Consider the following 1,026-nt stretch of genomic DNA (forward strand, 5'->3'; position numbering starts at 1 on the left):
CTCAGCCCAATTACGGGCTGTGGTGGGGAATTTGTTATGTTATCGATTATCATCATTGCCGGTGCGGATTGACATGGAATGATGAGCGTTTTATCTGATTATTCGGTCATTAGTTAAGTATAGATGATTGCCACCAGACTCGTCCTAAAATAGTAATCTCATCTTGTGAGATGATTTCGTCCTCATAACCTGGATTATAGCTTCTGATTTTGATTTGATTACCGGGTAGTTTTTCCAGAATTTTGATTCGGAGTAACCCGTCATGATTAATCGCATAAATTTTACCATCACGAATACTGGTATCGGCCTGGTCAATAGCAACGGTGGCACCATCTTGAAAAACAGGCTCCATACTGTCACCATAAACTGTTAAGCAGACCGCACAATCTTTATCAATGCCATAGCGGCGCATGGTAGAACGAGACAGTCTTAACTTGTAACCATTATAATCTTCAATATCATCTGCAAATCCATCACCGGCAGATAGCCGTACATCCTTATAAAATGGCACTTCAACCTCATCATTATCAAGTGGTGTTTGACTATCCCAGTCATCGATAGTTCCCAGTATTTTTGCATTGGCTTGGTTTTTGCCCACGTCAGGTTTCCCGACGCCTTGGGTCAGCCATAACAGGTCAACATTTAAAGCTGTTGCAATTTCAACAATTTTGCGAGATGTGCTTGATTTACCTGAAACCAGTTTTTGAATGGCAGGTTGGCTAATTTTGACTATCTCGGCTAATTGGTGCTGAGACAAGCCGGATGCTTGTAATGCCCAATTTATTCTATCGGTAAAAGTGGTCATAGTATTACCTCGTGGTTATCGACCGGGTCAGTATATAACCCAAGTTATCAAATATCAATGATTAATAGCGATAATGATAATTGCTTTAAATGATAATATAGGTTATCATTATTAATAATTAAAATTATCAAAATCAAATTAAATAATAATAATAACTTTAACGATAAGGTACCCAGTCAACCCAGTGCTTTTGATGATTTTAATCTAATGGGTAGTGTAAT

At 38.2% G+C, this 1,026-nt stretch carries 1 protein-coding gene; it reads right to left on the bottom strand.

The window, feature by feature from the left end:
- Positions 1-109: 109 nt before the first annotated feature.
- Positions 110-805, bottom strand: coding sequence for an XRE family transcriptional regulator (locus J3U63_RS13205; RefSeq protein WP_065799127.1), 696 nt, complete (start codon positions 803-805; stop codon positions 110-112).
- Positions 806-1,026: the final 221 nt, after the last annotated feature.

Origin of the sequence: Gilliamella sp. B2838 (assembly GCF_026536185.1) — a bacterium.
Lineage (GTDB): Bacteria > Pseudomonadota > Gammaproteobacteria > Enterobacterales > Orbaceae > Gilliamella.

Coding starts and splice junctions, on each gene's coding strand:
- J3U63_RS13205 (WP_065799127.1), bottom strand. CDS start 805: ATGACCACTTTTACCGATAGAATAAATTGGGCATTACAAGCATCCGGC.